At 59.2% G+C, this 26700-nt stretch carries 21 protein-coding genes; 10 read left to right on the plus strand and 11 right to left on the minus strand.

Annotated elements, in window-relative coordinates; all coding sequences use genetic code 11:
- Positions 1-126: 126 nt before the first annotated feature.
- The 4 genes from NG653_RS10955 (at position 127) to NG653_RS10970 (ending at position 3604) form a co-directional block, all read left to right on the plus strand.
- Positions 127-849 carry a head GIN domain-containing protein gene (locus NG653_RS10955; protein WP_252741745.1) on the plus strand — a complete coding sequence of 241 codons (723 nt, stop codon included), beginning with the start codon at positions 127-129 and terminating at the stop codon, positions 847-849.
- Positions 850-978: 129 nt separating this feature from the next.
- Positions 979-1992 carry a dipeptide epimerase gene (locus NG653_RS10960; RefSeq protein ID WP_252741746.1) on the plus strand — a complete coding sequence of 338 codons (1014 nt, stop codon included), beginning with the start codon at positions 979-981 and terminating at the stop codon, positions 1990-1992.
- Positions 1989-3050, plus strand: coding sequence for an aminotransferase class I/II-fold pyridoxal phosphate-dependent enzyme (locus NG653_RS10965; protein WP_252741747.1), 1062 nt, complete (start codon positions 1989-1991; stop codon positions 3048-3050). The genes NG653_RS10960 and NG653_RS10965 overlap by 4 nt, the downstream gene beginning before the upstream one ends.
- Positions 3051-3157: 107 nt before the next feature.
- A complete protein-coding gene (locus NG653_RS10970) occupies positions 3158-3604 on the plus strand; it encodes a hypothetical protein (RefSeq protein WP_252741748.1) in 447 nt (148 codons plus the stop codon).
- A gap of 63 nt (positions 3605-3667) precedes the next feature.
- On the opposite strand, the gene trxB is transcribed toward NG653_RS10970, so the two are convergent.
- The 11 genes from trxB to NG653_RS11025 form a co-directional block, all read right to left on the minus strand.
- Positions 3668-4633, minus strand: a complete 966-nt coding sequence (gene trxB, locus NG653_RS10975; RefSeq protein WP_252741749.1) for a thioredoxin-disulfide reductase — start codon at positions 4631-4633, stop codon at positions 3668-3670.
- A gap of 149 nt (positions 4634-4782) precedes the next feature.
- Positions 4783-6525, minus strand: a complete 1743-nt coding sequence (locus tag NG653_RS10980) for an efflux RND transporter periplasmic adaptor subunit (protein ID WP_252741750.1) — start codon at positions 6523-6525, stop codon at positions 4783-4785.
- Positions 6526-6534: 9 nt separating this feature from the next.
- Positions 6535-7245 (minus strand): PepSY domain-containing protein, encoded by a 711-nt coding sequence (locus tag NG653_RS10985; RefSeq protein WP_252741751.1) that lies wholly within the window; start codon positions 7243-7245, stop codon positions 6535-6537.
- The gene (locus tag NG653_RS10990; RefSeq protein WP_252741752.1) at positions 7242-9647 is read right to left on the minus strand and encodes a heavy metal translocating P-type ATPase; all 2406 of its coding nucleotides are present in this window, start codon (positions 9645-9647) and stop codon (positions 7242-7244) included. The genes NG653_RS10985 and NG653_RS10990 overlap by 4 nt, the downstream gene beginning before the upstream one ends.
- 58 nt (positions 9648-9705) lie before the next feature.
- Positions 9706-10251: a DUF3347 domain-containing protein gene (locus tag NG653_RS10995; protein WP_252741753.1), complete on the minus strand. Its 546-nt coding sequence runs from the start codon at positions 10249-10251 to the stop codon at positions 9706-9708.
- A gap of 26 nt (positions 10252-10277) precedes the next feature.
- Positions 10278-11540 carry a TolC family protein gene (locus tag NG653_RS11000; RefSeq protein ID WP_252741754.1) on the minus strand — a complete coding sequence of 421 codons (1263 nt, stop codon included), beginning with the start codon at positions 11538-11540 and terminating at the stop codon, positions 10278-10280.
- A gap of 11 nt (positions 11541-11551) precedes the next feature.
- Positions 11552-15271: an efflux RND transporter permease subunit gene (locus NG653_RS11005; RefSeq protein ID WP_252741755.1), complete on the minus strand. Its 3720-nt coding sequence runs from the start codon at positions 15269-15271 to the stop codon at positions 11552-11554.
- Between the two features lie 101 nt (positions 15272-15372).
- The gene (locus NG653_RS11010; RefSeq protein WP_252741756.1) at positions 15373-15777 is read right to left on the minus strand and encodes an HYC_CC_PP family protein; all 405 of its coding nucleotides are present in this window, start codon (positions 15775-15777) and stop codon (positions 15373-15375) included.
- Positions 15778-15881: 104 nt separating this feature from the next.
- Positions 15882-16889 carry a 4-hydroxyproline epimerase gene (locus NG653_RS11015; RefSeq protein WP_252741757.1) on the minus strand — a complete coding sequence of 336 codons (1008 nt, stop codon included), beginning with the start codon at positions 16887-16889 and terminating at the stop codon, positions 15882-15884.
- Between the two features lie 51 nt (positions 16890-16940).
- Positions 16941-18533 (minus strand): aldehyde dehydrogenase (NADP(+)), encoded by a 1593-nt coding sequence (locus NG653_RS11020; protein ID WP_252741758.1) that lies wholly within the window; start codon positions 18531-18533, stop codon positions 16941-16943.
- Between the two features lie 53 nt (positions 18534-18586).
- Positions 18587-19507 (minus strand): dihydrodipicolinate synthase family protein, encoded by a 921-nt coding sequence (locus NG653_RS11025; RefSeq protein ID WP_252741759.1) that lies wholly within the window; start codon positions 19505-19507, stop codon positions 18587-18589.
- 199 nt (positions 19508-19706) lie between these two features.
- Here NG653_RS11025 and NG653_RS11030 point away from each other — a divergent pair, with 199 nt between their 5' ends.
- From NG653_RS11030 to NG653_RS11055, 6 genes are all read left to right on the plus strand, one after another.
- A complete protein-coding gene (locus NG653_RS11030) occupies positions 19707-20360 on the plus strand; it encodes a peroxiredoxin (protein ID WP_252741760.1) in 654 nt (217 codons plus the stop codon).
- Between the two features lie 78 nt (positions 20361-20438).
- Positions 20439-21782, plus strand: coding sequence for an MBL fold metallo-hydrolase (locus tag NG653_RS11035; RefSeq protein WP_252741761.1), 1344 nt, complete (start codon positions 20439-20441; stop codon positions 21780-21782).
- A gap of 257 nt (positions 21783-22039) precedes the next feature.
- Positions 22040-23419, plus strand: a complete 1380-nt coding sequence (locus NG653_RS11040) for a cytochrome ubiquinol oxidase subunit I (protein ID WP_252741762.1) — start codon at positions 22040-22042, stop codon at positions 23417-23419.
- A 6-nt stretch (positions 23420-23425) separates the two neighbouring features.
- Positions 23426-24463 carry a cytochrome d ubiquinol oxidase subunit II gene (cydB, locus tag NG653_RS11045; RefSeq protein ID WP_252741763.1) on the plus strand — a complete coding sequence of 346 codons (1038 nt, stop codon included), beginning with the start codon at positions 23426-23428 and terminating at the stop codon, positions 24461-24463.
- 92 nt (positions 24464-24555) lie between these two features.
- Positions 24556-25191, plus strand: a complete 636-nt coding sequence (locus tag NG653_RS11050) for a DUF2202 domain-containing protein (RefSeq protein ID WP_252741764.1) — start codon at positions 24556-24558, stop codon at positions 25189-25191.
- Between the two features lie 148 nt (positions 25192-25339).
- Positions 25340-26656 (plus strand): TolC family protein, encoded by a 1317-nt coding sequence (locus tag NG653_RS11055; RefSeq protein WP_252741765.1) that lies wholly within the window; start codon positions 25340-25342, stop codon positions 26654-26656.
- Positions 26657-26700 lie beyond the last annotated feature (44 nt).

Raw genomic sequence — 26700 nt, forward strand, 5'->3', positions numbered from 1 at the left:
GGACCCGAAACCGACACTTCGGTAGGATTTTCTGTGACAAAACCCCGGAACCTTCCAGTTTTGTACCCGGATCCACCTAATGTAAACTGGCCCTGATCGGCCGAAAACCATAAAAAAACAGAAACCATGACCACAATTGCACGATTTACCATAGCCATAATCCTGGCCCTGCTTACCTCCTCCTGCATGTTCGACCTGAACCTGGGCAGCGGGGTACGGGGCAACGGGCAGGTGGTGGAGGAATCCCGAGAGGTAACCGAAAACTTTACCGAAGTCCTGGCCTCGGAAGGCCTGGATGTTTATGTCACCCAGGGTTCCGCCTCCTCTATCCGGGTTGAGGCCGATGAAAACGTCATCGACCTGATCGGTACCGATATACAGGATGGGAAACTGAAGGTCCACGCCATCGAGAACATCGGAAGGGCGACCAAAAAGATCTACGTTACGCTGCCGGAAATCACTTCCCTGGAAGCCAGTAGCGGGTCTGATCTCGTCGGACAGGGACTGATAAAGGCAGACAAAATCAGGCTAAGCGCTAGCAGTGGTGCCGACCTTAAGCTCGAGCTGATGGCCGACCAGGTGGAGGCAGACTGCAGTTCAGGGGCCGATATGCAACTGGGCGGAAGCGCTAACCTTCTCTACGCCGATGCCAGCAGCGGGGCGGACCTGAACGCAGGCGAACTGGAGGCAAAAGTTTGCCGTACCAACGCCAGCAGCGGGGCAGACGTAAAGGTACATGTGCTCGAGGAACTGACTGCGGATGCCAGCAGCGGGGGCGATGTCCATTACCGTGGGGAAGCCCGCGTGGAAACCCGCAAATCAGCCTCGGGAAGCGTTACGAAATACTAGGGGCCAAAAACCCGGCGGCCAGCACCCGGCCGAATTGCGCTCAGGGGTCCCCGATACTTTTTCGGGGACCCCTGACTGTTTATGGATTAAGGGAATTCCGTACTTTAGGAGCCCGTAAATGCCGAAAAAGTGAAGCTGAAAACTCACCCCTATACCCTTAACCTGGCGCACAGCTTTGGGATTTCAAGGGAACGTTATGATACGCAGGACACCCTGATCGCGAGCCTTACCCACGAGGGGGTTACCGGATACGGGGAGGCCACCTCCAACCCCTACTATGGTATTACCCTCCAGTCCCTGCAGCGGGAAATCGAGGCTGTAAAAACCCTGGTGGAAGCAGCCCCTGCTGACGACCCTGAAGGCCTGCACCTGCTTCTCAGCCGACAGCAAATTTCCAATTTTGCCCGCTGCGCCCTGGATATGGCCGCCTGGGACCTCTATGGAAAACTTCAGAAAACGCCCCTGTACGCCCTTTGGGGAACTTCGATTGACCGGTACCCGGTGACCAATTACACCATAGGGCTCGACAGTGCCGGGGTAATGGTGGCCAAAATGCTCGAAAAACCATGGCCCGTATACAAAATCAAGCTGGGGACGGACCAGGATGTAGCCCTGGTTGCTGAATTAAGGCAGCATACCGATGCCGTTTTCAGGGTAGACGCCAATTGCGCCTGGGGGGCATCGGAGACCATTGCAAATGCCGTGGCCCTGAAAGAACTGGGGGTGGAATTCATAGAACAACCCCTCCCGGCAGACGACTGGCAGGGCATGGAAAAGGTGGCACACCGCTGCGTTCTCCCGGTTATGGCCGACGAAAGCTGCATCGTGGAAGCGGATGTGGAACGCTGCGCCCTGCATTTCCACGGGATCAACATCAAGCTTACCAAATGCGGGGGGCTAACCCCTGCGCTGCGGATGATCGAAAAGGCCAAATCCCTGGGGATGAAAGTGATGGTTGGCTGCATGACGGAGTCATCCGTGGGAATTTCAGCCATTGCCCAGCTTTTGCCCCAGCTCGACTTTGTGGACATGGACGGGGCCCTGTTGCTGCGGGAGGATATCGCCTCCGGGGTGCGTATTGAAGCCGGCGGCCGGGTCCTGTTCCCCGAATTGGGGGGCACCGGGGTAACCCTTTTGCCATGACCCTGCAAACGGAAGGCATCCCGGGGCCTGAAGTCCGGGCCGATGGGGAAACCTACCTGTATTTCGGGGGTACCGCCTATCTGGGTATGCAGACGGGCCCGCAATTCCTCGACCTCCTTGCGGCCCATACCCGTCGCCTTGGGGCACACTGGGGGGCTTCCCGTATGGGCAACCTGACCCTTGGGGTTTACCGGGAGGCGGAGGCACGCCTGGCCTTTTGGATGCAAAGCCCGGCCTGCCTTAGCCTTTCGTCCGGCTTCCTTGCGGCGCGCCTCGTAGCCGAATACCTCCACACCCAGGGCCACGAGTGCCATTTCAGCCCGAATTGCCATGCCGCCCTGCTACTGCCGGGCCACTCCCGCCAGGCCACCTGGGACCACCTCAAAGAAGCCGTGGGCCGGTCCCTGGCCAGGACCCCGAAAAAAACCCCTGTTGTCCTGGCCGATACCATGGGAGACGGCATCGCCCCCGGGCCCGCCTGGGAACTCCTGGCCACCCTGCCGCGCGAGGTCATCCTGGTGGCCGATGATTCCCATGGACTGGGAATCTGCGGGCCCGGGGGCACCGGCTCCTATCAACCCCTGAATGCCCTGGGCTTCCGGGAGCTCCTGTTGTGCGGTTCCCTTGGCAAAGCCATGGGGATTACCGCAGGGGTGATTGCCGGCCCGCAACCCCGGATCGACGCCCTCAAGCAGACCCCCCTGTTTGCAGGGGCCAGCCCGGCGCCTCCTGCCGGGCTGGCGACCCTGGCGGAAGGCCTGGAACGGGGCTGGTACCACGAGAAATTCCTGCAGGTTTCAAGCCTGGCTGCTGCGCTCCAGGGGCAGCTTGCGCCTTCCCTGCCCCTGCAGTGGCGACAGGGCTACCCGGTCCTCTCCTTTCGCTCCCCGGCCCTGGCCCGCCACCTTCGGGAAAACAGTATCCTGATTACCGATTTTCAATATGCGGCAGAGGGGGGAACCTCCTCCCCCAGCCGGATCGTGATCACCGCGGCGCACAAAGAACCCCATTTGCAGCAACTGAAAAAAGTATTGGGGGCTTTCCGGGGCAGGGAATAACCCGAAACCGGTTTTACGATCCGTAATGCTTTCCCGGGAACACCCTTGATATATTCAATTTTTATCGTATCTTTTTGAGGAGTTTCCAACCATAAAACCCATAGATTATGAAGAAAATATTTGGCGGGTTGATGCTGGCCGCAGCCATTTTGGTCACCACCGCCCTTACCACCCCGGCCCCAAAGGCCATGCATTCCATCGAAGGGACCTGGCAGCTCCAGAGCTTCTACAATTACGATGGGCAGCAGGTGGTGGATACGGTTTACCTGGTCCCGGGCTACCGGCAGGTAAAAATGTATTACAACGGCAAGGTGATGTGGTCCCGGACCGACCCGAATGATACCATCGGCCGTTTTGGCTACGGGTCGTACCGGATCACCCAGGATGAGCTCACGGAGGTCATCGAATACGGCGATCACTACATGATGCAGGCCCTGGATACCATCAGGCAATTTAGTTTTGAACTGGTGCTGGGGGATGAAACCTACAGCCAGATCACCATTGATGAGGAAGGCAACCGGACCTTCTCGGAAAACTACAAGCGGGTCGACTAACCCCAAAACAAAAGGCCGCTGCATTCCGCAGCGGCCTTTTGTTTCCTTTCGTCCCGGAGGGGGTCACGACACCGTTTCCGGGGTTTCCACCGTGGCCAGGTAGCGCTCGGCGTCCAAAGCTGCCATGCATCCCGTACCCGCCGCAGTCACGGCCTGGCGATACACCTTGTCCTGCACATCCCCGCTGGCAAATACCCCTGGTTTGTTGGTCTTTGTCGTCTTCCCCTGGGTAATGAGGTACCCGGTATCGTCCATATCGAGCTGCCCCCTGAAAATATCCGTGTTGGGCTTGTGCCCGATAGCCACAAAAAACCCGGTAATGGGGATTTCCTCTTTTTCCCCTGTCTGATTGTTGACCATGCGAAGGCCTTCCACAACCTGGTCGCCCAAAATCTCATCTACCTCGGTATTGAACCGGATATCGATATTGGGAAGGTTCATCACCCGGTGCTGCATGGCCTTGGAGGCCCGCATCTGGTCTTTGCGAACCAGCATGGTGACCTTATTGCAGATGTTGGCCAGGTAAGAGGCTTCCTCTGCAGCGGTGTCCCCACCGCCGACGATGGCGACGTCCTGCCCCTTGTAGAAAAAGCCGTCGCACACCGCGCAGGCCGATACCCCTCCCCCGCGGAGCCGCTGTTCACTGGGAATGTTCAGGTATTTCGCCGAGGCCCCGGTGGAAATGATTACCGTACGGGCTTCGATGACCTTGTTGTTATCGATGGTGACCCGGTGGATGCCACCCGGCTGATCGCTGAATTCTACGGCGGTAGCCATCCCAAGGCGCACCTCGGTACCAAAGCGCTCGGCTTGCTGCTGCAACTGCACCATCATGGTAGGGCCGTCGATCCCTTCCGGGTAGCCGGGAAAATTCTCCACCTCCGTGGTGGTGGTCAACTGGCCCCCGGGCTCCATGCCGGTGTACATCACGGGTTTGAGGTCAGCGCGGGCCGCATAGATGGCAGCCGTATAGCCCGCAGGACCTGATCCCAGGATCAGGGTTTTAACTCTTTCGATTTGTTCAGCCATGGCTGTTGCATTTTAAATTCCCTGCAAAAGTAGGATTTTCAACTGCTTCCTTACGGGCAAAGTTATCAAAAGTTATAAAACCCAAACGGCTTTTAAACCCCTTTGGCAAGGCCCGCCCCGGCTGGTTTTTTCCCTTCGGCAGTACGGCATCAGGAACCGGTCAGGGTTTCCCGCACCTCCCCACAGGTGAGCATGGCATCCCCGTAATACGGGTTACGCACCTCCGGATCCCTGCTGAGCCAGTAGGCCCCCTGGTTTTGGTTCGCCATAGGGCAGTACTGCACGTAGAGCGGGCGGGAAGGCGAAGCCAGTACCCTGGCCCCGCCGATAAGGATCCGGGAGAATCCCTGGAAGGCTCGGCGTTGTTCTTCCAGGGTCCCTGCAGCGGCCAAAGCGCGGACGGCTTCTTCCAGGGGTTCCAGGGAACCGGAGTCGCCTGCATCCTTATCCATCACGGCTAAAAGCGGGAGCAGGGCCCGGGCTGCCTCTGAAGTTTTGGACGGGTCGGAAGCCACCAGGGCATCCTTAATCGCCAGGTATTGTTCGAGGACCGCCCCGAACCCGTCAGGCAGGGTCCCGGGAAGCCCGGACGGATCCCCGCCCGGTACGTCGGGAAGTGTCCCCCCAATGACCCCGTGGTCGCCGTGCCCGGTCTGGGATGGCCCCCCACCGGGGTTCATCATGGAGGTATTGCCCTGCAACTGGGCAGCAGCATCGACCGTGAAAGCCCCCTTGCTAACAATTTCCTCCCCGGCCCTGAGCCCTTCCAGGACGGGATACATCGGGCCCGACCTGGGCCCCAGGGAAACCTCCCGCAACACAAAGGAAGGGGTTGTCCCGGGTACCTTTACGTAAACGACGGAACGGGACCCGGTCCAAAGGACGGCAGTCTCCGGGATGTAGAGCCCCCCTTCGCCTGTCGCAGTCCGCACCGTGGCCCTTACGAACATCCCCGGCTTTAACCTGCCCCCGGGATTGGCCAGGGAAACCCTGACGGTCACCGTCCGGCTGGAAACTTTCATTAACGGGTCGATAAAATCGATCCGGCCTTCCAGCTCCTGGCCGGGAAACGCATTTGGGACAATCCGGACCTGCTGGCCTTTCTGCAGGCCCGAAATCTGGTTCTCATAGGCGTCAAAAACAGCCCATACCGAACCCAGGTTGGCCACTTTCATCAGGGGGGCACCCCGCTCGACATAATCGCCTTCTTCCACCATGATTTCCGTTACGGTTCCCCCAAGGCCAGCCCTGATGGGGAAATATTCCTGTACGGCCCCGCGTGCCTCTATCCCCTCGATTTGCCCGGGATCCAGCTTCCACGAAAGCAATTTCCGCTTCACCGCCTCATACAGGGCGGGTTGCTTTTGCTTAACCCGGGCTGCCGTGAGCAACTCCTGCTGGGCAGTAATCAGTTCCGGGGCGTAGAGGGTGGCCAGGAGTTGGCCCTGGCGGATTTCCTCCCCGGGGTAGGTAACCAACAGCCGTTCGATCCTCCCGCCGTAATAGGCAGACTGCACCGCATTGGATTCCTCGTTCTCGCGGATGGTCCCCGAAAGGACCAGTTCCCGGCCCTCCCCCGCCCCGGCCTGTACCCGGGTGGTCTGGATATCGGCCAGGGCGATGGCATTTTCCGAAAGGCTTACCTGGCCTGCTGCCCCAGTCCCGCCAGCCTGGTCCACGGGGATCAGGTCCATGCCGCAAATCGGGCAATCCCCAGGTTCGGGTTGCAAAATCTGGGGATGCATGGAACAGGTCCACTGCGTGGCCAGGGCCTGGCCTTCCTCATGGGTGTGGACTTCCCCAGCTCCCCCGCTTCCGTTCCCGAAAATGAGATAACCTGCCAAAAGCCCCGCCACCAGGGCAGCCCCAATCCACAAATAGGTCTTTTTCATAGGTAACAGTTAGGTTTTCTTAAAATAGTTCTCCACTTTTCGCCACCGGGGCGAACTGACATACCAAAGCACAAAGCCGCTTCCTACGGTCACCAGGCCCAGCAGGGAGAAAACCCGAAGCAGTGCGGTATTGAAGTTATCCCTGCCCTGATAGTCCATGGTGTGCATCATCCAGAGGAAATCAAACCAGCGCCACGACCGGTGCCGCACCGCCTGGAATTTCCCGTCCCGGGCGGAAACATAGGCCTTGATCGCCTCAGGGGAATCAAAATGGAATATATAGGCGGGCAGGGGTTTTTCGCGGTACTCATGGTGGGGGCCTGCCGCCTCGAGGTAGTCGACCCCTGTAATGGCAAGGTCTGAACGCATGTGCGCTTTCACGACGTCCCTTGCCTGGGCTTCGGAAATACCGTCCACGGGCTGTCCGCTTCCCGCATCTACCAGTACATTGCCGTTGACCCAGTAATACGGCTGTCCCCCGATATCCCTCAATTCCAGGCTGCGGATCCCCTCCCCTTCAGGAAGCCGGATCCCCTCAAGATGCGGGAAAGCAGCCTGCTCCGCCGGGTCCTTCCGGAAATGATCCCCATGGATCTGGTCGATATCCGTCCATGAGAAATAGAGTCCCCCAAGGGTCCACCCCACAAACTGCACCCCCAGGAAAATCCCGAGGTACCGGTGCGCCCGACGCAACAATAGGGTGTTTTTCCTGGAAATCATATCGGTTTGTTTATGTTGCTGTTCTTAAGCCTGAGTGCATTGGCTATGACGGAGACGGAACTGAAACTCATGGCGAGGGCGGCCAGCATGGGCGAGAGCAAAATACCGAAAAAGGGGAAAAGTACCCCGGCGGCCACGGGCACGCCCAGGGTATTGTAGATCAGGGCAAAAAACAGGTTCTGCCGGATATTCCGCATTACCGCCCGGCTCAGCCTGCGGGCCTTTACAATGCCCCGCAGGTCCCCTTCGACCAGGGTGATGGCGGCACTTTCCATGGCCACATCGGTACCGGTCCCCATGGCGATGCCCACATCGCTTTGGGCCAGGGCAGGGGCATCGTTGATGCCATCCCCCGCCATGGCGACTTTCCGGCCGGCTTCCTGCAGGCGGGCAATCTCCCGGTACTTATCCTCTGGCAACAGGCCCGCCCTGTAATGGGAAAGCCCAAGCGCATCGGCAATGTGCCGGGCGGTTTCCTCCTGGTCGCCCGTAAACATAAAGACTTCCATCCCTTCCCCCTGAAGTGCCGAAATAGCTTCCCGGGTCCCTTCCTTCAGCACATCCCCGATCACCAGGTAGCCGATGACTTCCTGGTTTCGCGACAGGTAGGAGATGGTCTTTCCCTCTTTCTGGAACGCCAGGGCCTCCCGTTCCACTTCCTCTGGCAAGGGCGCCTCCACCATTTGCATCAGTTTGGGGTTCCCCAGGGCGAGGCTGGCCCCTTCCACCTGCCCGACGACGCCCTTGCCCCCAATGGCCTCAAAGCCATCCACGTCCCGAGGGGAAATCCCCTTGTCGCGGGCAAAGTCCATAACCGCGAGGGCAAGGGGATGCTCGCTGGGCTGGTTCAGGGAGCAGGCCAGGCGGGTGAGTTCTTCCTCCCCGATTCCCGGACAGGTGGAAACCACGTGTTCCACCGAAGGTTTTCCCCGCGTCAGGGTCCCGGTTTTGTCGACCACCAACAGGTCTATGGCAGCCATTTTTTCAAGGGCTTCCGCATTGCGGATCAGGACCCCGTTTTGGGCCCCCTTTCCGACCCCAACCATAACCGACATCGGGGTAGCCAGGCCAAGGGCGCAGGGGCAGGCGATAATCAGCACGGCAATGGCGTTGACCAGGGCATAGACGTAGGCGGGCTCAGGGCCCCACACCGACCAGACCAGGAACGTCAGCATGGCCACTCCCACCACGGCCGGTACGAAATAGCGCGAAATCCGGTCCGCCAGGTTCTGGATCGGGGCCCGGCTTCGGCTGGCCTGCCGGACCATCTCAATAATCCGCGCCAGGAGGGTTTCGGAGCCCACCTTTTCAGCCTCCATCAGAAAGGACTGGTTGGTGTTCAGGGTGCCGCTTCGAACGGCATCGCCTTCCGACTTTTCCGCCGGGATGGGCTCCCCGGTAATCATGGATTCGTCTATGGCGGGGGTACCCCGGGTAATCCGGCCATCCACGGGGATCTTTTCCCCGGGCTTCACCCGCAGGATGTCGCCGGGTTGGATTTCCTCCACGGAAACCTCCTGTTCCACCCCGTCGACCACCTTTACCGCCCGGTTGGGTGCCAGGCGGAGCAATTCCCTGACAGCTGCCTGGGTCTTCCGGTGCGCCCTGGCTTCAAGGACCTGGCCTAAAAGGACCAGCGTGAGGATGACCGTGGCCGCCTCAAAATAGACATGAACCGTACCGGACTCCGCCTTGAACTGGGGGGGGAACCACCCGGGAAACAACAACGCGAATACACTGAATACCCAGGCTACTCCGGCCCCGATACCGATGAGGGTAAACATGTTGAGGTTCCAGGTCTTCAGGCTCCGGTAAGCGCGCTCGAAAAACATCCAGCAGGCGTAAAAGACCACCGGGAGCGACAGCAGCAGTTGTACCCAGTTCCACCCTTCCTGCCCCATAAGGCGGTACAATGGGTTCCGGGGGATCATTTCACTCATGGCAATCGCGAATACCGGGAGCGTAAACCCCAGGGCAATCCAGAATTTCCGCAACAGCCTGACATAGGAATCTTCTTCCCCCGGGGCGGCTGAAACGGCCTGGGGCACCAGGTCCATCCCGCAGACCGGGCAATCGCCGGGTTTGGGATAGGTCTTTTCGCCCTCGCAATGCATGGGGCAGTACCACTCCGCTTCCCCTTCGGGCATTGGTGCAGTTTTGGCGGTTTCCACAGCCATGTGGGCCTGTTCCCTGTCGGGATGGATCTGGTACCGCCCCGGGTGCACATCCAGGGCCTCCTGCAACCGTCCTATGGGAATATCCCGTTCCAGTTCGAGAAGGGCCGTACCCTCCTGCAGGTCCACCAGGGCTTCCCGAACCCCGTCGACGCCCCCGAGGGCCTGCGTGACGTGGTGCTGGCAACCCATGCAACTCATCCCCGAAATGTGATACTGTTTTTTCATACGTGCTTGTTTTTAAAAGGCCGGTGCCCCATCCCCACAGCCTTAGGGCATTCAGGGGTTATCCCCTGGAAATCGTTTCCTCAACCTTGCCGCAGCGCAACATCGCACTGCCATAATAGGGGTTCAGGATGTCCTGCGATTCGGAATACCAGAAAGCCCCCTGGTTCTCAAAAGCCATAGGGCAATACTGCTTGTAGATCGTCCCGGATTGCAGGGACTCCTGCAGGATGGGGGAAAGCTGGATGCTCAGGGGTTGGAAATGGGTCCTGAGCTGCTGCAGGTCGGTGCCCTCCGCTAGCTTCCCAACGGTTTCCCGGATTTCCGGGAAGGCTTCCAGGCCCTGGCTCTTCATCGACAATACGGCATGGCGTGCATTCTCGAAATCGGAGGCTACCAGGGCATCGCGCAGGGCCAGGTAGTTGCGGAAAAGGGCCTCTACCGTTTCCTCGCTAAAGGCAACGCCGGCCTCTGCAGGCATTTCCCCCCCTGCTTTCTCGCCCGCTCCCGAATTGGAGGGGGTGGCTTTCTGACCCTCGCCACAGCTACCCAGGACAAGGAAAAAGACAAGGAAAATGGCTTTTTTGAACGTTTCAATAGTTTTCATCACAATGGTTTTAAGTTAAGGAATGTTTAAGGCTTTTCGTCGTTTTCACTCAGGTAATTGACCAGGGCTGCCTTGCTGAAGTACGCTGCCAGGGAGGCCGAACGGCCCATGAGTAGCTTCAGCTCCAGTTCCTGGACTTCCAGCAGCTGGGTGTAATTGAGGGTGGCGCTCTGGTAGCCTGCGAGCAGGATTTCAAGGGCCTGCCGGGCCTGTTCTATATTCTTGTCATAAGTCACACAACGGATGCGTTCTGCCTCCCGCTCCTGCAAGGCCCGCTCCATCAGGGTTTCCAGGGCGTTACGCCTGGAGGCTTCCTCTGCCCTGAACTGTTCTTGCTGCAGGCGGTTCTGCTCGGTGCGCGATCGGTAAGGGGAATTGAAAACGGGGATGGAAAGGGTCAACATGGGCATGAAAACATCCTTTCCGTTGTCGGGGAGCTGTACATCGGTCCGGCGCGCGACAGGGATATAGTCGAGGCCGATGCCCAACCCGGGCTGTGCCGATTTCTGGTTCAGCCGCTCAGCCTCCATGACCGAAGCATAGAGCCGCTCGTATTTCTGTAGTTCGGGGTGTACGCCGACCTGACCCGGGGCAACTTCTTCCGCAGCCCCGGGTAATTCCCAATCCGGAAAGGCGATGGGAAATGGCGACACGTTGAGCATCCTGAAAAAAGCGAAATGGGCCGCCTCGTACTTCCCTTCCCAGACCTGAAGGGTTCCCGTCACCTCGTTCTTTCGGATTTCCATCCGCAGGGCATCCACGGCAGAAGCCTTCCCGGCCTCCACCCCGGCCAGGACGATTTCCGTGTACTGTTCCAGCAGGTCGAGTTGCCTGCGAAGCACGGCTGTCTGTTCCTCCAGGGCCTTTAGCTCATAATAGCCTTCAGAAACCTGCAACATCAGCTTCCTTCGGGCGATGACCCAGTCGAGGTATTCCACCTCAGCCAGGCTGGACGCATAGTTTTCCCGGGCGGTTATGGTCCCGAACCATGGCAGCATTTGCCGTAGGCTGAACCGGGCTTTTTGCGCCCCGGTCCGCGTTTCGGGTTCACTGGCAAACCAGCCGGCACCAACCTCCAAATTGGGAAGGGCCCCCGATTCAGCCACTTTTTCCCCTGCCCGCAGGTACTTGAGTTCAAAAGCCTTCAATTCCGGGCTGTTAGACTCTGCCAGGGCAAGGAACTCCTGTAATTCCTGGGCCCTGCCCCCGGATGGTTGCAGGCCGAGCAGGAGGCAGCAGGCCCAAAGTGCGATGCGGTATTTTAGTGTGATTCCGGTTCCGGTTTCCATCTTCAGTCGGCTTATTTGAGTTTGCGTTCTTCCGTCCAGCAAAACAGCACGGGCACCACAAAAAGGGTGATCAGTGCAATGAGCATGCCCCCGAAGGCCGGAATGGCCATTGGGATCATAATGTCGCTGCCCCGGCCTGTGGAAGTCAGGACCGGCAACAGGGCCAGCACGGTAGTGGCTGTGGTCATCAGGCAGGGGCGGATCCGCTTCTGGCCGGCGATCAGCACCGCCTCGCGGATTTCCGCGACGGTATCGGGCGTTCGCTTCCGGAAGGTCTGCACAAGGTAGGTCGCCATGACCACCCCGTCGTCCGTGGCAATCCCAAAAAGGGCGATGAACCCCACCCATACCGCCACGCTAAGGTTTACCTGATGCATCTGGAACAGATCGCGCAGGTTTTCCCCAAAGAAGGAAAAATTGAGGAACCAGGGTTCTCCGTAGAGCCACAGCATAAGGAAGCCCCCGGAAAACGCCACGGCAACCCCGCTGAATACCATCAGGGCGGTGCCCACGGCGCGAAACTGCAGGTAGAGGATCAGGAAAATGACCAGCAGGGCCATGGGAACGACCACCGCCAGGGTTTTCTCGGCACGCAGCTGGTTCTCGTAGGTGCCCGCGAACTCATACGAAATCCCGGGGGGGACCCGGAGTTCACCCTGCTCAATACGGCGGGCGATTTCGTCCCGGGCATTCTCCACCACCGTTACCTCCGCATATTCCGGCTCCCTGTCGAAGAGGACATACCCGATCAGGAAGGTATCCTCGCTCTTGATCATCTGGGGGCCCCGTTCATACCGGATTTCGGCAAGTTCCCCGAGGGGGATTGGGTTGCCACCGGCAACGGGGATGTAAATGCGGGTAAGGGCTTCCGGGTCATCCCTGAGTTCCCTGGGGTAGCGTACCCTCACCCCGTAGCGCTCCCTGCCCTCCACGGTCTGGGTCAGGGCAACCCCACCCAGGGCTACTTCCAGTTGCCGCTGTACGTCTTCGACCCGGATGCCGTAACGGGCCAGCCTTTCCCGCTTGATGTCCACCAGCAGGTAAGGCTTGCCCACGATGCGGTCGGCAAAAACAGCGCTGGCTTTCACCCCTTCCGCCTGGCGGAGGATGCGCTCCAGTTCCATCCCAAAGGCTTCGATCCGGGCCAGGTCGCCCCCTTTGATGCGAATGCCCATAGGGGCCCGCATCCCGGTTTGCAGCATTACCAACCGGGTCTCAATGGGCTGTAGTTTCGGGGCCGAGGTAACCCCGGGCAGTCGCGTATAGGTTACGATTTCGTCCCAGATATCCCCGGGGCCCCGGATGCCCGGCCTCCAGTTCCGGAAATAGGATCCTTCAGGGTCAGGCACCAGGAGGCCGGAAACCGCCGACCCAAAGGGCCTGACCCCTTCCGGCAGTTCGGCATCCATTTCTTTATGGTTCGGGTTATGCACCCGGGTGCCGTCCGAAAGCACGAAAAACCCCTGCCCGTCTGTGCGGAACCTTTCCGGGGATCCGTCGGCCCCCCTGGCATATTCCGGATAATACCGGATGATGTTTTCATACATAAAGAGGGGCGCAGGATCCAGGGCCGATTCGGCCCGGCCTGCCTTGCCCACCACGGTTTCCACCTCCGGGATGGCGGCCACGGCCATATCGAGTTGCTGCAATACCCTTTTGTTTTCGGCAATGCCCGAATGGGGCATGGAAGTGGGCATCAGCAGGAAGGAACCCTCATCGAGGGAGGGCATGAATTCCTCCCCCGTATTGCGATAGATCTGGATGCCAGAAACCACCAGGGCCAAAGGCAGCAACAAAAACCACCCTTTATGTTCCAGGGTCCACCGCAGCAGTCGGGCGTAATGGTTCTGGAAGAGGTAAAACCCGCCCAGTACGGCGGCACAGATCAGGCTTACAAACAAAAAGTTTATGCCGATGCTGTGATCAAAGCCAAGGGGCCTCCAGTACATGGAGAGTGCCAGCAGGACCGTACCGGTGACCAGTCCGATCTGCAGATTGCTGTACAGGGGGGGGGCTATCCGGCCCAGGGCCCTTGCCAGGCCAAGCAAACCCAGCAACACCAGGGCGTATCCCCAGGCGCTGAAGGAAAGGGCAATACCCAAACCAGCCAGCAACAACAGGGAAGGACCCAGGTACCGACTGTAGTGGCCTACCCGGTATTTCCGGAACACCAGGGCGGCCAAAGGCGGGATCAGGAAAAGGGCGACCAGGATGGACGCGGCCAGGGCCATGGTTTTGGTAAACGCCAACGGCCGGAAGAGCTTGCCTTCTGCTCCCGTCAGGGTAAAAACGGGAAGGAAACTGATGATGGTGGTCAGTACCGCCGTCAGGATGGCCCCGGAAACTTCGGCCGTGGCCTTGTAGACGATTTCATCGACCGACCGGCCTTCCCGGTCCGCCTCAAGGTGGCGGATGCTGTTCTCCGAAAGGATCACCCCCACATCCACCATGGTCCCAATGGCGATGGCGATCCCCGAAAGGGCCACGATGTTTGCATCGACCCCGAAAGCCTTCATGCTGATAAAGACCATCAGCACGGCTACCGGAAGCAGGCCCGATACCAGCGCCGATACCCTCAGGTTAAACACCATTATGACAATCACCAGGATGGTAATGAGGATTTCGTAGTTCAGGGCATCACCCAGGGTGCCCAGGGTTTCCTGTATGAGTTCCGTGCGATCGTAGAAGGGGACTATGGTCAGGCGGGAGGTACGGCCATCGGGCAATACTTTTGTGGGCAGGGAAGGCGAGATGGCAGCAATCTGCTCCCTGACCCGGGTGATGACCTCCAGGGGGTTGGCCCCGTAGCGGGCTACCACCACCCCCCCGACCACCTCGGCCCCCTCCTTGTCCAGGATGCCCCTCCGCTCTGCGGGGCCCAGCCCCACGCGGGCCACATCGGCAAGGCGGATGGCAGTGTAGCCTTCGGACCGCACCACGGCCTGCTCCAGGTCTTCCACCGATTCAATATACCCGAGCCCCCGAACCAGGTACTCGGCCTGGTTGATCTCCAGGGTCTGGGCGCCAATATCGCGGTTGCTCTGGCGCACGGCGGCCACCACCTGTTCGAGGGAAACCCCGTACTGCCGGAGCAGTTCAGGGTCGACGTCGACCTGGTATTCCTTTACATACCCCCCGATGGATGCCACCTCAGAGACCCCTGAGGCCGCCGAGAGGGCATATTTCACATAAAAGTCCTGGGTGCTTCGCAACTCCTGCAAATCCCACCCACCGGTGACCCTTCCGTTTTCATCCCTGCCCTCAAGGGTATACCAGAAGATTTGCCCCAAAGCAGTGGCATCCGGGCCCAGGCTTGGCTGCACCCCTTCAGGGAGCAGGCCGCCGGGCAGGGAATTAAGTTTTTCCAGGATGCGGCTTCGGCTCCAGTAGAATTCGACGCCTTCTTCAAAAATGATATAGATACTGGAGAACCCGAACATCGAGGAGCTCCGTATGGTCTTCACCCCGGGAATACCCAGAAGGGAGGTCGTCAGGGGATAGGTGATCTGGTCCTGGATGTCCTGGGGGGAGCGCCCGGGCCACCGGGTAAATACAATTTGCTGGTTTTCCCCTATATCGGGGATGGCATCCACAGCCACCGGGTCCCTGGGCAACCCGCCGAGGTCCCAGTCAAAAGGGGCATTGGCTATTCCCCAGAAAATGGCAAGCCCAAACAGGATAAAAGCAATAAGCTTGTTGAGGATGAAAAACCGGATGATTTTATTAAGCATACTACAGGTGATTTAAACGTGTCCCAAAAGGGTGCCCTTCCTCCACGGGGTGACACCTTGCTGTCTTCCCTGTTAGGGGAGGCAGCCCAGAACCGTTTAAATCAGATCAGCAGACGCTGGTCGCGCAGGGGGATGTCGAAGACCAGTCTCGGGGGGGAATATTCGGGAAAGGGGATAAAGGCTTCCCGGGGGTCTTGCACCAAAAGGGGGGAGAACACCTGAAAACCCGGTTGGATCAGGGGTGAGGTCAAATGGACCACAAAGGCCGCAGGACCGGGGTTTAACTCATCCTGGCCCAGGATGCTCACGGTCTCGTCGCTGCAGCAACCCGGGGCATCCGCCATGGCGCCATCCATCGCCATCCCACAGCCTTCCGCCTTGTGGAAGACGCCCAAATCAACAAGGGTTTCCCCGCAAAAGTGCATATCCACGGTAAAAGACAGCGTGGAAAACAGCAGGAGTGCTGAGAGCAAAAGGGCCCCCGATTTGCGAATGCGTTCCTTCATACAAGGGTAAAACTACAAAATATTCCGATTTATTGCAGGCTTTAAGGAAAGTTTGGGGAATCGGCAACCTCTCCTATAGCCTGAAAATCATCCTTTAAGCCTCCTCAGAGCACCTGGAAGCCCTCAGGGAACGGATGGGTGTCGTCAATCAAAAGGGTATTGTACCCATAGACCCAGGCCGAGCCCCTGATCTCCGGGAGTATTGCGGGAAAATCGCCTACCCGTGCTTCCCCCAGCACCCTCCCCTCGAAAAGGGAGCCGATATAGCTTTCATGCACAAAAACCTCCCCGGGCCGCAGGCGGCCTTGTTGTACCCATTGGGCCATACGGGCAGAGGTCCCCGTCCCGCAGGGGGAACGGTCAATGGCTTTCTCCCCGTAAAATACGGCATTGCGGGCCGTAGCAGCCTTTGCAAGGGGTGGCCCGGTCCATAGCAGGTGGCTTACGCCCCCGATGTTCGGGTCCTGCGGATGGATAAATCGGTCAGGGAATTTCTTATTGATCCTGGGGCGCAGGTCCTGGCTGAACCGGACCAGGTCGGCGGCGGTGAAATCCCCAAGGCCCTGGAAATGCTCCTGGGGGTCGATGATGGCGTAGAAATTCCCCCCATAGGCCACGTCGAAACGGAGGGTGCCCAAATAGCTGCTTTCGACCTCGAGGCTTTCGGCGGCCAGGAAGGAGGGCACATTGGCCAGGGCCACCCAACTGACCCTGCCCCCCTCCTCGCCGTACCGAATGCGGACCAGCCCTGCCGGGGTTTCCAGGCGGACTTCCCCCGGGACCCTGGGGTGGATGAGGCCTTCCTGCAGACCGATGGTAATGCTGCCGATGGTCCCGTGGCCGCACATGGGGAGGCAGCCGCTGGTCTCGATGAACAGGATGCCCAGGTCGTTTTCGGGGTTGCAGGGCGGGTACAGGATACTGCCGCTCATTACGTCGTGCCCGCGGGGCTCGAACATCAGCCCCTTGCGGATCCAGTCGTAGTCGCGCAGGAAATGCAGCCGTTTTTCCCCCATGGTCCTGCCTTCCAGGGGAGGGCCGCCCCGGGCCACCACCCGGACGGGGTTCCCGGCCGTGTGCCCGTCGATGCAGGTAAAACGATGTGTTGCCATAGTGCCGTTCTGAGGGTTTTGATTAGAGGATATTGGGCAGGGGTGCAAGGCTCAGGTGCCGCCCTGTTGGTTGGTGAAGGTTCCGTTGACCAGCCTCCAGATCCCCAGGGGGTTATCGTCTCGGAGTTCAGGGGGGAGCAGGGATGCCGGGGCATTCTGCAGGGCCAGGGGCCGCGTCCACCGCCTTATGGCATCGGTTCCCACCGAGGTAAACCGGGCATCCGTGGTGGCCGGGAAAGGGCCGCCGTGCTGCATGGACGGGCACACCTCCACCCCGGTGGGTACCCCATTGAGCAGGAGCCGGCCCACCCTATCGCGGAGCAGGCCGAGCAGGGTCCCGAAACGCTGCAATTCCGCTTCCTCCCCCAGGAGGGAGGCCGTGAGTTGGCCTTCCAGGGAGCGGACCGCCCGTTCCAGTTCAGCGGGGCCGCTACAGGAGACCGTGAGGGTAAACGGCCCGAAAACCTCGCGCTGCAGCCCGGGGTTGGCGATAAAATCCTTCCCGGAAACGGCCGCCACGGTCGCGCCGACCAGGGCCCCTTCCCCCGGGGAGGTGGGAACGAGCTCCTGCACCCCCCGCTGGGCGAGGAAATCGGACCGCATGCTGCGATACCGCCCGGCCATAGAGTCCTGCAACATACAACCCTGGGGCACCCGGGCAATGGCTTCGGCCAGGGAGCGGGTGAACTGCTGCCACCCTTCCCCGACGATCCCGAGGATCAGGCCCGGGTTGGTGCAGAACTGGCCAGTGCCCAGGGTAACCGACTGGGCATAAGCCGCTGCCCACCCCAGGCCGGGATCCGTGGCGGAAGGCAAAACCACTACCGGGTTGATGCTGCCCATTTCTGCGAAAACCGGGATGGGTTCTGCCCGCTCCTGCCCCATACGACTGAGTGCCAGGCCCCCTTCCCGGCTACCGGTAAACCCGACTGCCCGCGAGAGGGGATGCTGCACCAGCCAGGCCCCCAGATCCTTCCCACTCCCCTGCAGGTGGGAGAAAACCCCTTCGGGCATACCGGTTTCGCGGGCCGCCTGCCCGACCCGCCGGGCCACCGCCTCCCCCGTACCTGCATGCAGCGGATGCCCTTTGACCACCACCGGGCAACCGGCAGCCAGGGCGCTGGCCGTATCGCCCCCAGCCGTGGAAAAGGCGAAGGGGAAATTGCTCGCCCCAAAGACCACCACCGGCCCGAGGGGGACCTGGTATTTCCGGATATCGGGCCTTGCAACAGGTTGGCGGTCGGGTAGGGCAGTATCGATCCGGGCTTCCACCCAGGAACCCTCGGCTGCCAGATCGGCAAAGGCACGCAATTGGCCCACCGTGCGCCCGAGTTCGCCCCGGGCCCGGCCTTCCGGGAGGCCCGATTCTTCCATGTATATAGGGACCAGGATTTCCGCATCTGCCTCGAGGGCCCCGGCTATGGCCCTGAGGAATGCCGCCCTGCGCCTTCCCGGAACCTCCTGGTAGGCCTCATGGGCCTTGGAAGCCAGGGCCATGGCCAGTTCTGCCTCCTCCCGGGTGGCTTCGCGGAAGCTCCAGGGGGTTGGCGCCCCGGTCTTCGGGTTATGGGTCCGGAAGGTATCGCTCCCGCGGGCAGAGGATGAAAATCCGATCAGTTGTTCTCCGGTGATGGGTTCTTGCATCAAAAAAGCTTTTCTTGTTGTTGGGGGGCGCCCCCATTACCTCGTTGCGGATATCAGAGATACGCCTTGTACTCCGGAAGCTCCGGACGATCTTTAAGGGCCCCTGCAATAAGGGCCGCGACCCGCTCCCGTTCCGGGCCTTCAAGGGGAAGCCTCGGGGCCCTGACATGCTCGGAGCCGAGCCCGGTCATGGCTTCCGCCAATTTGATGTTCTGTACCAGTTGCGGGTTGATGTCGAGCTCCAGCAACGGCAGGAACCAGCGGTAAATGGCGAGGGCGTCCCGTATCTTGCCGGCCCGGGCCAGGGCATATACGGCCACCGTTTCCCTGGGGAAGGCGCACACCAGGCCGGCTACCCACCCATCGGCCCCCATCAGCAGGCTTTCCAGGGCCAGGGTGTCGACCCCGCACAGGATGTTCAGGCGATCCCCAAACCGGTTGCGAATACGCGTCACGTTGGAGACGTCCCGGGTCGATTCCTTCACGGCCTGTATATTCGGACACTGGTCCAGCAAGGATTCGAACTGGTCCAGGGTCACCTCGGTACCGTAATCCACAGGGTTGTTATAGACCATGATGGGCAGGTCGGTATGGGAGGCCACTTCCCGGAAAAAGGTTAGGGTCTCCTGGGGGGTGGGGCGGTATCGCATCGGGGGCAGCAGCATCAGCCCGGCTGCCCCGTTCGCCCCGGCAGTTTTCGCGGCCGCTATGGCGCTGCGTGTACTCCCCTCCGCCACATTGACAATTACCGGGACACGCCCGCCGGCCAAAGCCACGGCCCTGCGCGTCAATTCAACCTTTTCGCCCTCGGCCAGGGTACTGGATTCCCCCAGGGTCCCCCCCAGGATCAACCCGCTCACCCCGGCTTCGAGTTGGGCGTGGACGTTTTTCTCAAAAAGGGCGAGATCGAGCTGGTCGTTGGCATCGAACTTAGTCGTGAGTGCGGGCATGACCCCTTTCCAGTCAAATGGCATAATCCGGGTTTTAATCGCCTTTAAAGATAAGGATATGCCCCGGAATTCCGACCCGAAAAAAGCCCTTAGCACAGGGAGCCAGGGGGCCTGGTCCTGTTCACGGGGTATGTAACCCAGGTTACTGCAGGGCCCAATGGGGGTGGGTACCTTTGTAAGGACAAAAAAATGAACCTTTTAACTTCAATAAATCGCAATAACCATGGAAGAAAATCAAACAGGGAACCCCATGCCCCGCATCGGCGACCAGGCCCCGGATTTTACCGCAATGACCACCAAAGGTAAAATCAAATTCTCAGACTTCGCCCCGGATCAGTGGACCGTGCTGTTTTCGCACCCGGCCGATTTTACACCTGTATGCACCACAGAAATGAGCGGCTTTGCCACCCGTAAAGGCGAATTCGACGCCCTGAACACCGCCCTGATCGGCCTCAGCATAGACAGCATCCACGCCCACCTCGGATGGGTACAAAACGTCAGGGAAAACACAGGGGTGTATTTCGACTTCCCCATCATTGCCGACCTGGACATGAAAGTTTCAAAACTGTACGGCATGCTGCAGCCCAACGAAAGCGAAACGGCTGCCGTGCGTGCGGTCTTTTTCATCGACCCGGCAAAGAAAATCCGGCTGATCATGTACTACCCGCTGAATGTCGGACGGAACATGGATGAAATCCTGCGGGCCCTGGAGGCCCTGCAGACGGCAGACAAATACAAGGTAGCCATGCCGCTCGACTGGAAGAAGGGCGACAAGGTAATCGTGCCGCCGCCCAAAACCCTGGATGAGCTCAATGAGCGCCTTGCCGACGACAGCCTGGAGAAAACAGACTGGTACCTCGCCAAAAAATCGCTGTAAGTTCGTAACTTAAAGCACTCCTGATTGAACACTACGGGCACCCGGGAAAAACGGGTGCCCTGTTTAAAAACAACACCGATGACCATAAAACAATTTGAAGACAAGCCACTTGCCCATTATTCCTATGCCATCCTGAGCGGGGGGGAAATCGCCCTGGTGGACCCGGGCCGGGACCCGGAGCCCTATTACAGGTTTGCGGAAGCCCACGGGGCCCGCATTACTGCCGTTTTCGAAACCCACCCCCATGCCGATTTCGTCAGCAGCCACCTGCAGATCCACCGCGAAACCGGCGCAACCATTTACGCCAGCAAACTGGTGGGGGCCAGCTATCCACACAAGCCCTTTGACGAGGGCGACCGGATGACCCTGGGGGAAGCGGAGCTTTGGGCCCTGAATACCCCCGGCCATTCCCCCGACAGCATCAGCGTTATGGCGCGCGACTCGGAAGGCACCACGGCCATGTTTAGTGGGGACACCCTTTTTATCGGCGATGTGGGCCGTCCGGACCTGCGTGAGAAAGCCGGAAACCTGACCGCCAAACGCGAAGAACTGGCCCGGATGATGTACCATACCGTTAAAGAAAAATTCAACGACCTGCCCGACGACACGCTCATCTACCCGGCCCACGGGGCCGGTTCCCTCTGCGGCAAGAACCTTTCCTCCGAGGCTTCCAGTACCCTGGGCAACGAGCGTATGGGCAACTGGGCGTTCCGGGAGCAAACCGAGGAAGCCTTCGTTTCCGAAATCCTGAAAGACCAGCCGTTTATCCCCGCGTATTTCGGGTTTGACGTGGACCTCAACAAAGGGGGCCCCGATTCCTTTGAACCCTCCGTGGCTGCGGTACCCCTGCTGTTCAAGCCGGAAGCCCTGGAAAAGGGTATCCCCGTAGTGGATACAAGGGACGCCGAAGCTTTCGCAGCCGGCCACTACCCGGGAAGCATCAACATCATGGCCCGCAAGGAGGAAGACAAAATCGAGACGTGGCTGGGCTCCATTATCCAACCCGAAGAACCCTTCTACCTGGTGGTTCCTTCCATCGCAGAGCGGGAAGCGGTGCTCAGCCGCGTGGCCAAAATAGGGTATGAAAAACAAATCCGGGCCCTTGTGGTCCCTGGAGAAGGGTTACCGGTTCGTTCGAAGGCCCTGGACCTGGACCATTTCCGAAAACACCCGGAGGCCTATACCATAGTGGACATCCGCAACCCCGGGGAGGTAAAGGAGGGCAAATTCTTCGAAAGCGCCCTAAGCAAGCCCCTCTACGACCTTCGCAATTCGATAGCCGAAATCCCTGCCGACAAGCCCCTGGTGGTCCATTGTGCCGGCGGATACCGGAGCGCGGCAGGCAGCAGTATCCTGGCCGGCGCCATTTCAAGCCAGCCCGTGTATGACCTGAGCGAGGCCGTGGAACAATTCAAGCCGTAACGAAAAGAATACGTTGTACATAAGGCCCCTCCCCGATGGAGGGGTTTTTTTGTGGCATTATCCACCAAAGTTGGGGATCGACCCGGTTGCCAAAGCCCTGCAACACCCGCTGTCGGAACCCGCATTCTTCTTGGGCGACAACCGTGGGCCTGTGTTGGCAAAGGGTGAAAAAAATTATAGTAAATTCAAGTCTTGTAACCCGGGTTACTTACCCATTGGCCGGGTTCCGGGTACCTTTATGCCATAAACCACCCTATATGGAAACCGAAGTTCTCGCCCGGATCCAGTTTGCCTTCACCGTTGCCTTCCACTATATCTACCCGCCCCTGAGTATTGGCCTGGGCCTGCTGATGGTGATCTTCGAGAGCATTTACCTGCGAACACGCAACCCCGAATACCATGCCCTGGCAAAGTTCTGGACCAAAATCTTCGCCCTGACCTTTGGGATCGGGGTGGTGACCGGGATTGTGATGGAATTTGAGTTCGGCACCAACTGGGCCGTGTATTCCCGCTATGTGGGCGACGTGTTCGGCAGTGCCCTGGCCGCGGAAGGGATTTTCGCCTTTGCCCTGGAGAGTGGGTTCCTGGGCGTCCTCCTGTTCGGGTGGAACCGCGTCAAACCCTGGGTCCACCTGGTGGCCACCGTAGGGGTATTCCTGGGGTCCATGTTTTCGGCGATCTGGATCGTGGTGGCCAACAGCTGGCAGCAAACCCCTGCCGGGTTCCACATTGTGGGGGAAGGGTTACAGGCCCGGGCAGAAATCACGGATTTCTGGGCCATGGTCTTCAACCCGTCGAGCGTGGACCGGTTGCTCCACGTCTGGCTTGGGGCCTTCCTGGCCGGGGCGTTCCTGGTACTCAGCGTACACGCCTACTACCTGCTGAAAGGCCGTTTTATGCAAATTTCCCAAAAGGCCTTTAAAATAGCCCTGGTGGTGGCCACGATTTTTTCCCTGGGACAACTGCTGACCGGGCACCATTCCGCGGACGGGGTGGCCAAAAACCAACCCGCCAAACTCGCTGCCCTGGAAGGGCATTTCGAGGCCAGCGCCCCGGCGGATATGTACCTGCTGGGCTGGGTCGACAAGGATAAGCAAACCGTCACAGGGATCAAAGTGCCCGGGGGCCTGTCATACCTGCTGGAATACGATACCGAGGTCCCGGTAACCGGGCTGAATGCCTTCCCGGAAGACGAGCGTCCCCCACAGGTGAATGCCGTCTTCCAGTTTTACCACATAATGGTGGCCATCGGCATGGCGCTCATCCTGCTTACCCTGCTGGCCTGCTACCAATGGGGGCGGGGGCGCCTCTTTCAAAAGCGATGGCTGCTTTGGGCGTTTGTTTTTGCCGTCCTCCTGCCCCAGATTGCGAACCAGGCCGGCTGGTTCGCCGCGGAAATGGGGAGGCAACCCTGGGTTGTTTATGGCCTGCTGCGCACCTCGGATGCCTTTTCCCAATCCGTTACGGAAAACCAGATCTTGTTTTCCTTAATCCTTTTCTTCCTGGTCTATGCCCTCTTGCTCGTGCTTTTCCTGTACCTGTTGCACAAGAAAATCCATCACGGGCCTTACGACGAGGAACCCGGGGAAGGAAGGCCGCGTACCCGCGAGATTGCGGAAATGCTCACCAAAAACTGATCGGATATGGAAACGTTCCTCGGGATTGATTACCCAACCTGGTGGTTCCTCGTGGTAGGAGCCCTGTTCTCCGGTTATGCCATCCTGGATGGTTTTGATTTCGGGGCGGGGGCCTGGCACCTGTTCTTCAAAAAAGAAAAAAGCCGGCGGATCGCCCTGAATGCCGTTGGGCCGGTTTGGGACGGGAATGAAGTCTGGCTGGTCATCGGGGGCGGGGCCCTTTTCGCCGGGTTCCCGGTCATGTACGCGACCTTTTTCTCCTCCCTCTACATCCCGTTCATGCTATTTTTGGTCTTTATTATTTTCCGGGCCGTGGCGATCGAATTCCGCAGCAAGGAACCGATGGTCTGGTGGAGAAAGACCTGGGACACTACCTACAGCATTTCCAGCATCATGCTGGCCTTCCTGCTCGGGGTGGTGCTCGGCAATGTGCTGCAGGGGATACAGATCGGACCCGATTACCAGTACGCCGGCAGCGGGTTCTTTGAATTCCTGAACCCCTATGCGCTGCTCACCGGGGCTACCACCCTTTCCCTTTTTATGATGCACGGGGCCATCTTCCTGCTCCTCAAGACCGAGGGGCAACTCTATGACAAAATCCAGTCGCTGCTTCGGCGCGGGATGGTTTTTTTCATGGTAAGCTTTGGGATCACCACCCTGTATACGCTGCTCTACATCCCCCACCTCTCCGATGATTTCCAGCAGGAACCCCTGCTGTTTGTGATACCGCTGCTGACCTTTCTGAGTATTGCCAACGTACCCCGGCTGGCCACCCGAAAAAAATTCCGGTTGGCCTTCTTGTTCTCGTCCCTCACCATTAGTTTTCTGCTGGTGCTCGTGGCCGTGGAACTCTACCCGGTCCTGTTGCGCTCAAGCCTGAATCCGGCCTATGACATTACGGTCTACAATGCGGCCTCCTCGACCAAATCGCTGAAGATCATGATGGTCATTGTAGCGATCGGGGCCCCGCTGGTGGCGGGGTATACCCTGTTCGTTTACCGCACCTTCCGTGGAAAGGTAAAACTGGACGAAACCAGTTATTAAGAAAACCGCCCGGCCTCAGGAACGGGATTTCGATTCGGTAACCCAGATTGCTGACCACCACTGTTAAAAGCCCGTATTTAACAAAAAATACTATGACCCTCACTTCTTCCCTCCACCTGCGAGGGCTCCTTGCGGGCCTCCTTGCGCTTGGCCTAACGAACCTTTCATGCGACTCCGACGGTGATGCTGCAGATGAAACCATCACAACGGAACAAACCCTCGGGCCTGAGGACCAGCAAGCCCTGCTATACCTGCTGGAAGAGGAAAAGCTGGCCCGGAACGTCTATACCTACCTGGGTTCCCTGTGGGGGGGCCGGATTTTCGACAATATTACCCAAAGTGAAATCCAGCACGTGGGGTCTGTGGAAGGACTGCTGACAACCTATGGCGTGGACTATGAATCGCTGCCTCCCGGTGCATACAACAACGAGGAGTTGCAGGGCCTGTACGATGCCCTGGTCGCCCGGGGAGAAGCGGATTTGGAAGCGGCCCTGGTTGTGGGCTGCACCATTGAAGATCTCGATATTGTAGATCTGCAAGCCATGATCGACCAGACTTCCGTTCCCGCCCTGACTGGGGTCTACAGCAGCCTGCAATGCGGTTCCCGAAACCACCTGCGCGCCTTCAGCGCCAGCCTGGAAGCCCTTGGGGCTTCCTACACCCCCCAATACCTCAGCCAGGAAGCGTACACCGCCATCCTGGAGTCTGGCAGGGAAACCTGTAACTGACGAACCACTTGGTAAGGTTCCTTTTTTCCGTATTACCCCAATCCCGGACAGGTCTGTCGGCCTTTACCCGTGTTCCAGCCTAGGTAACGAAAGTTACTGTAAGGCGCGGAATACCGGGGTAATTTTGGCCCAAACAAAAACGACGAACATGTCCAGAGTCCTACTCCGACTGATGATCTTCCTCCCGGGGCCCCTGGCCCTGTTGCAGGCCCAGGAAGTGCCGATTTCCCAACAGGAAGCCTTAACCCGCGCCCTGGAGGCCAACACCGGCCTGAAGATTGCCGGGGCCGATTTCGAACAGGCACGGGCCGATTACCGGCAAACGCGGTCGGTGTTCCTGCCCAGCATCAGCGCCTCCCACACCGGCTTCACGACCACCAACCCCCTGATGGCTTTTGGTTCCCGCCTGAACCAGGAAGTATTGCAGGCCTCCGATTTCGACCCGGCCCGGTTAAACGACCCCGACCGGACCGATAACTTCGCGACCCGGCTGGAGGTGTACCAGCCCGTGGTCCAGGTCTCAGGCCTGTACCAACGGCAGGCTGCGCGCCTGAAAATGGAAGCGACGGCCCTGCAGCGCGAGCGGAGCCGCGACTACCTCGCCCTGGAATCCCGGAAGGCCTATATGCAATTGCAACTGGCCTACAAGGGGGTCGGGGTCCTGGAAAAAGCCCTGGAAGCGGCAACGGCCAACGAAAAGATCGCAGCAGACCGGTTCCGGGAAGGCCTGCTGCAAAAGGCTGACCTGCTGGCCGCCTCCGTTCGCGTGGGGGAAGTGAGCAACCAATTGCAGGCCGCCCGCAGCCAGGTGGAAAATGCCTCGGATTACCTCGGCTTCCTGATGAATGCCCCCCAACCCGGCACCTATCGCCCGGCAGATAGCCTGGCAAAGGTGCCCTACGAACCCCGGCTGCAAGACGCAGTACCCGAAAACCGGCCCGACCTGCAGGCGGTAAAACTGGCTTCCGAGGCCTACCAGAAAGCCTACCAGGCCGATAAAATGGCCTTTTTACCCACCCTGAACGCCTTCGGGTCGTATGAATTGTTCGACGACGAACTGTTCAGGACCGGAGCCAGTGGCTATACCCTTGGGGCCCAACTGAGTTGGGACCTCTTCAAGGGGTCGCAACGGTTGGCAAGGGCCGAAAAGAGCAAGGCGGAACTCCGGAAATCGGAGCTGGAATGGGAACAATACCAGGCCCGCAGCAATATGGAACTGGCCCGGGCCCAAAGGAATTTCGAAGATGCCCGCCTTAACCTGGAAACCAGTGAACAGGCCCTGCGGCAATCAGGGGAGTCGCTTCGCATCCGGACCAACCGATATGGGGAAGGCCTGGAGAAAACCGCAGACCTCCTGTTCGCGGAAACCCAGTACGCGCAAAAACAGCTGGAGTACTACCAAACCCTTTTCGAATATAATTACGCCCTGGCGTACCTGGATTTTTTAATGCAGGATAATCCATAAATAAATCTTCCGGATCCCGCGGATCCATCTCCCTAATACAATGG

The organism is Robiginitalea marina, assembly GCF_024006985.1.
In the GTDB taxonomy this organism is placed as follows: Bacteria; Bacteroidota; Bacteroidia; order Flavobacteriales; family Flavobacteriaceae; genus Robiginitalea; species Robiginitalea marina.

Bases quoted from the DNA above. Each gene is read 5' to 3' on its own strand.
- NG653_RS10955 (WP_252741745.1), top strand. From the start codon at position 127: ATGACCACAATTGCACGATTTACCATAGCCATAATCCTGGCCCTGCTT.
- NG653_RS10965 (WP_252741747.1), top strand. From the start codon at position 1,989: ATGACCCTGCAAACGGAAGGCATCCCGGGGCCTGAAGTCCGGGCCGAT.
- NG653_RS10970 (WP_252741748.1), top strand. From the start codon at position 3,158: ATGAAGAAAATATTTGGCGGGTTGATGCTGGCCGCAGCCATTTTGGTC.
- trxB (WP_252741749.1), bottom strand. From the start codon at position 4,633: ATGGCTGAACAAATCGAAAGAGTTAAAACCCTGATCCTGGGATCAGGT.
- NG653_RS10980 (WP_252741750.1), bottom strand. From the start codon at position 6,525: ATGAAAAAGACCTATTTGTGGATTGGGGCTGCCCTGGTGGCGGGGCTT.
- NG653_RS10985 (WP_252741751.1), bottom strand. From the start codon at position 7,245: ATGATTTCCAGGAAAAACACCCTATTGTTGCGTCGGGCGCACCGGTAC.
- NG653_RS10990 (WP_252741752.1), bottom strand. From the start codon at position 9,647: ATGAAAAAACAGTATCACATTTCGGGGATGAGTTGCATGGGTTGCCAG.
- NG653_RS10995 (WP_252741753.1), bottom strand. From the start codon at position 10,251: ATGAAAACTATTGAAACGTTCAAAAAAGCCATTTTCCTTGTCTTTTTC.
- NG653_RS11000 (WP_252741754.1), bottom strand. From the start codon at position 11,540: ATGGAAACCGGAACCGGAATCACACTAAAATACCGCATCGCACTTTGG.
- NG653_RS11005 (WP_252741755.1), bottom strand. From the start codon at position 15,271: ATGCTTAATAAAATCATCCGGTTTTTCATCCTCAACAAGCTTATTGCT.
- NG653_RS11010 (WP_252741756.1), bottom strand. From the start codon at position 15,777: ATGAAGGAACGCATTCGCAAATCGGGGGCCCTTTTGCTCTCAGCACTC.
- NG653_RS11015 (WP_252741757.1), bottom strand. From the start codon at position 16,889: ATGGCAACACATCGTTTTACCTGCATCGACGGGCACACGGCCGGGAAC.
- NG653_RS11020 (WP_252741758.1), bottom strand. From the start codon at position 18,533: ATGCAAGAACCCATCACCGGAGAACAACTGATCGGATTTTCATCCTCT.
- NG653_RS11025 (WP_252741759.1), bottom strand. From the start codon at position 19,507: ATGCCATTTGACTGGAAAGGGGTCATGCCCGCACTCACGACTAAGTTC.
- NG653_RS11030 (WP_252741760.1), top strand. From the start codon at position 19,707: ATGGAAGAAAATCAAACAGGGAACCCCATGCCCCGCATCGGCGACCAG.
- NG653_RS11035 (WP_252741761.1), top strand. From the start codon at position 20,439: ATGACCATAAAACAATTTGAAGACAAGCCACTTGCCCATTATTCCTAT.
- NG653_RS11040 (WP_252741762.1), top strand. From the start codon at position 22,040: ATGGAAACCGAAGTTCTCGCCCGGATCCAGTTTGCCTTCACCGTTGCC.
- cydB (WP_252741763.1), top strand. From the start codon at position 23,426: ATGGAAACGTTCCTCGGGATTGATTACCCAACCTGGTGGTTCCTCGTG.
- NG653_RS11050 (WP_252741764.1), top strand. From the start codon at position 24,556: ATGACCCTCACTTCTTCCCTCCACCTGCGAGGGCTCCTTGCGGGCCTC.
- NG653_RS11055 (WP_252741765.1), top strand. From the start codon at position 25,340: ATGTCCAGAGTCCTACTCCGACTGATGATCTTCCTCCCGGGGCCCCTG.